Annotated in this window: 4 protein-coding genes; 1 reads left to right on the forward strand and 3 read right to left on the reverse strand. The window is 73.2% G+C overall.

From position 1 onward, the window contains the following. Window positions 1-1,064 (reverse strand): alpha/beta hydrolase (locus N869_RS13455; protein ID WP_156968558.1); only part of this gene is annotated, 1,064 nt, incomplete at its 3' end. Window positions 1,065-1,296: 232 nt separating this feature from the next. Here N869_RS13455 and N869_RS13460 point away from each other — a divergent pair. Further along, entirely contained in the window at window positions 1,297-2,220 is a 924-nt protein-coding gene (locus tag N869_RS13460) for a PaaX family transcriptional regulator C-terminal domain-containing protein (RefSeq protein ID WP_035062425.1), read from the forward strand. Here N869_RS13460 and N869_RS13465 read toward each other — a convergent pair. Both N869_RS13465 and N869_RS13470 read right to left on the reverse strand, forming a co-directional pair. After that, window positions 2,203-3,297: a hypothetical protein gene (locus N869_RS13465; RefSeq protein ID WP_035062426.1), complete on the reverse strand. Its 1,095-nt coding sequence runs from the start codon at window positions 3,295-3,297 to the stop codon at window positions 2,203-2,205. The two genes, N869_RS13460 and N869_RS13465, sit on opposite strands and share 18 nt — an antisense overlap. Before the next feature lie 87 nt (window positions 3,298-3,384). After that, window positions 3,385-3,814: methyl-accepting chemotaxis protein (locus N869_RS13470; protein ID WP_035062427.1), on the reverse strand; the 430-nt coding region annotated here is incomplete at its 5' end.

Here is a 3,814-nt window from a genome sequence, read left to right on the forward strand (position 1 = left end):
GTCGGTGCGGGCGGCTCGGTCGGGGGAGTGGTCGGCACCGGGCCGGGCGTCCCTTCGCCGAGCGCCGCGTCCAGGAACCCGACGATCGTGTCCCACGACGGGTTCGGCGACCCCGTCGTCCGGGTCTCCTGGCAGCCGCGCACCGTCGACACGGTCTGCTGCCCGAACCGCGCCGGGCTCATCACCTCACCGACCATGTGCCCCGCCCCGGGCACCGAGAAGAACTGGGTGTCCACGCACCGGTCCTTGAGCGCCTCGTACAGCAGCACGCTCTGCCCGTGGGGCACCACGCCGTCGGCCTGCCCGTGCAGCAGCATCAGGGGCGGGTCGTCGCCGTCGACGTGCGTGACCGGGTTCGCCTGGCGGGCGAGGTCCGGGCAGGACAACGCCTGGCAGCCCAGCAGCAGCGAACCGGGCGCCGTCGGCCCGTCGTGGTCCATGCCGCCCGGGCCCGCCTGGGCGCCGATCTGCAGCAGGTCCGTCGGCGGGTAGAACGCGACGCCCGCCTGGACCCGGCTGGAGACGCCCGTCGTGCCCAGGTCGCCCTCGAGGGCCTGCACCCCACCGGTCAGGGTCGCCATGCTGGCCACCCAGCCACCGGAGGAGTCACCCATGACCGCGAACCGGTCCGGGTCCAGGTCGTACCGGTCGGCGTTGGCCCGCAACCACCGGATCGCGGCCTTGATGTCATGGACCTGCCCCGGGAACTGCACCTGGGAGCTGGACCGCACGCTCACACCGGCGACCGCGTACCCGCGGGCGTTCAGCTCGGGGGCGATGGAACGCGCACCGGCCTTGCCGTTGTCGGCCAACCACGCCGACCCGCTGGTCCAGATCACCAGGGGTGCCGGTCCGTCACCGTCCGGCAGGTACAGGTCCAGCAGGTTCCCCTGCGTACCCGCCGGTTGGGCCGGGGCGTACGCGATGTCGGTGATCGTCTGGGCGGCGTGCGCGGGCGGCGCTGCCGCCGGCGACAGGCCCACCACCGCCACCGCCAGCGCCACGGCGCCGGCCGCCATGCTCCAGGGTCGACCCGGCCGACCCGGGCGGGATCTCGACGTCATCGTCAGTCCTCTCGTCTCGGTGCTCCCGTGCCCGGACGGCACAGATGCGCGACACTAGTATTCGCGCCCGAGCACGACACCGTCACCTGTTGAAAGGATTAGGTTGCGGGCGGGTGACCCCCGACCACCCGCGGTGCCTACAGTGGCGGCGTCCGTCGACCCCGGAGGACACGTGCCCCCACCTCGCCACCCACGCACCACGCGGGGCGTCCCCACGCCCCACGGACCCGACGTGGACCCCGCCGACGTCCGCCTGCCCAGGGCCAGGCAAGGCAACGCCCCCCAGGCCACGACGGTGATGCTGCTCGCCGAGTTCGGCATCCACCCACGGCCCTGGTTCGGCGCCGGCCCCCTCGCCACCCTCGTCACCGACATCGGCACCACGCCCGCCGGGGCCCGCGCCGTCCTGCAGCGGCTGGTCCGCCGGGGCGTCCTGGAACGACGCCAGGACGGACGCCACGCCTTCTACCGGCTCACCGGCCCCACCGCCACCGCCCTCGCCCACGGCGGTCGGGCCCTCGCCACGTTCACCGCCCGCGCCGAGCAGTGGGGCGGCACCTGGACCGTCATCGCGTTCTCCTCGCCCCAGCACGCCGACACCCGACGTGCCACGCTGCGCGCCCGCCTGCGGTGGCGGGGGTTCGCGCCCCTCTACGACGGGGTGTGGTGCTCACCCGACGACCCCCACGAGCTGGGCTCGCTCCTGGAACCGGGGACGGACCTCACGTTCACCGTCCTGCGCGCCCAGCACCTGCCCCTGGACCTGCCCGGCGCCAAGGGCCCCCTGGACGTGTGGGACCTGGACGCCACCCGCACCGCCTACCAGGACTTCCTCACGCGGTGGGAGGCCATCGCCCCCCAGGTCGCCGGTGGGCGGCTGCGCGGCGCCGACGCGGTGCGGGCCCGCACCCAGGTGACCGACGACTACCGGCGCTTCGCAGCACTCGACCCCCGCCTCCCGGCGGCGACCATGCCCCCCGGGTGGCCGCGAGCCAGGGCGTGGGAGCTGTTCTGCCAGGTGTACGACGCGCTCGCGGAACCGGCGCTGGCGCACGTCCTGGACGTCACGGGCATGGGCGAGGACGAGGTGCGGGCGCACACGGTCGCCGACCTCGCCTCCGGTCGCCTGCTCGACGCGCTACGCGGCGCCCTGTGACTCGCGCTGGTCACGGGGGGTGTCCGCCGCGCGGGACGCGGGGTCCCTGGTCACCAGGGCGCGCCAGTCAGCCGGTCGTGGGAACCACGGGACCGCGGCGGCGGACTCCCGGTGCGAGCCGTAGACCAGCAGCGCGAGGAACACCCCGTACACGGGCAGGTGCCCGATGACCTCGGTGGTCCCGAAGATGAACAGCGTCAGGTTGAACGGCACGAGAGCGACGAGCACCGCGACCTGCGGCATGGCGCCGGAGATGACCAGCAGCCCGAACAGGAGCTCGATCGCACCGGCCATGACGATGAACGTGTCGGCGTCCACCGGCAACCCCACCAGGGCGAACAGGTTGAGCTCGGGGTAGGCCTCGAGGAGGTTGCGGGCGAGCTCGGGGTTGGTGAACTTCTCGCTGAACGCGAGCGTGATGAGCGCGATGCCGACGAACATGCGCAACCAGAACAGGGCCCACCGCAGCTGCTGCGGGCTGGGGGCCACCCGGCCGAACGCCCGGTCCGAGGGCGGCAGCACCGCGAGGAACAGGGCCACGGCCAGGGTGTCGGCGGTCTCGAGCAGGGCGACGGGCCCGGCGGCCAGCAGCGCCGGCGGCCCGAGCAGCACCACCCCGAGCGCGGGGATCCGCAGGCGGATGCCCGTGATCAGCCAGATGCCGATCGCCGCCTGCACCACACCGGCGAAGTCGCCGCCCGGCACCTCACCGAGCGGCAGGGACGGGGTCAGGAAGTGCCCGGTCACCGAGAACGCCAGCAGCGACACACCCATGTGGATCGCGACCAGGCGGGGGATGAACGGGGCCAGCCGGCCCAGGGGCGTGAGGAACGGCAGCTCGGGGCGCGGCAACCGGTGCGAGACCAGGCGCCACAGGACGGTCACGACCACCACGGCGGCGGTCACGGCCAGGGGGAGCGGCGAGAGAAAGAAGCCCCAGTCACCGCCGTCGGCCCCTTCCGCGAACCACTTGGCGTGGGCGGCGGCGGGGCCGGCGACGGCGAGGGCGAGGCCGGTGAGTGTGAGGACTGCGGCGGTGCGACGTGTGCGGGGGCTGAGGGCGACGGTGCGGAGCATCACGGTCCAGGGGGGAGGGATCGACCAGGTGAAGTCATCCCATGATAAGCCCTGGTGTGGTGCGAGGGCCGGTCGCCCCGGTGCCACTCAGTAGGTGAACGTGCCCACTCGCTGCCGAAGGTCCTCGGCCATCTGGTTGAGCTCGTCGGTGGCGCTGCGCAGGTCGCTCATGATCTCGTTGGCGTTCATCGCGGCGTCAGCCACACCCACGATGCTGCTCGCGATCTCCCCCGAGCCTGTCGCCGCCTCGTTGATCGACCGGGACATGTCGTTGGTGGTGGCGGTCTGCTCCTCCACGGCGGACGCGATCGTCATCTGGTAGTCGTTGATGCTGGCGACGATCGAGGAGATCCGCTCGATCGCGGTGACGGCGGCCTCGGTGTCGTTCTGGATCGTCGACACCCGGTCGGCGATGTCCTCGGTCGCCCGACCTGTGGCCTGGGCGAGGTCCTTGACCTCACCGGCGACGACCGCGAAGCCCTTGCCGGCCTCACCGGCGCGGGCGGCCTCGATCGTG

Source organism: Cellulomonas bogoriensis 69B4 = DSM 16987 (genome assembly GCF_000767165.1).
Lineage (GTDB): Bacteria > Actinomycetota > Actinomycetes > Actinomycetales > Cellulomonadaceae > Actinotalea > Actinotalea bogoriensis.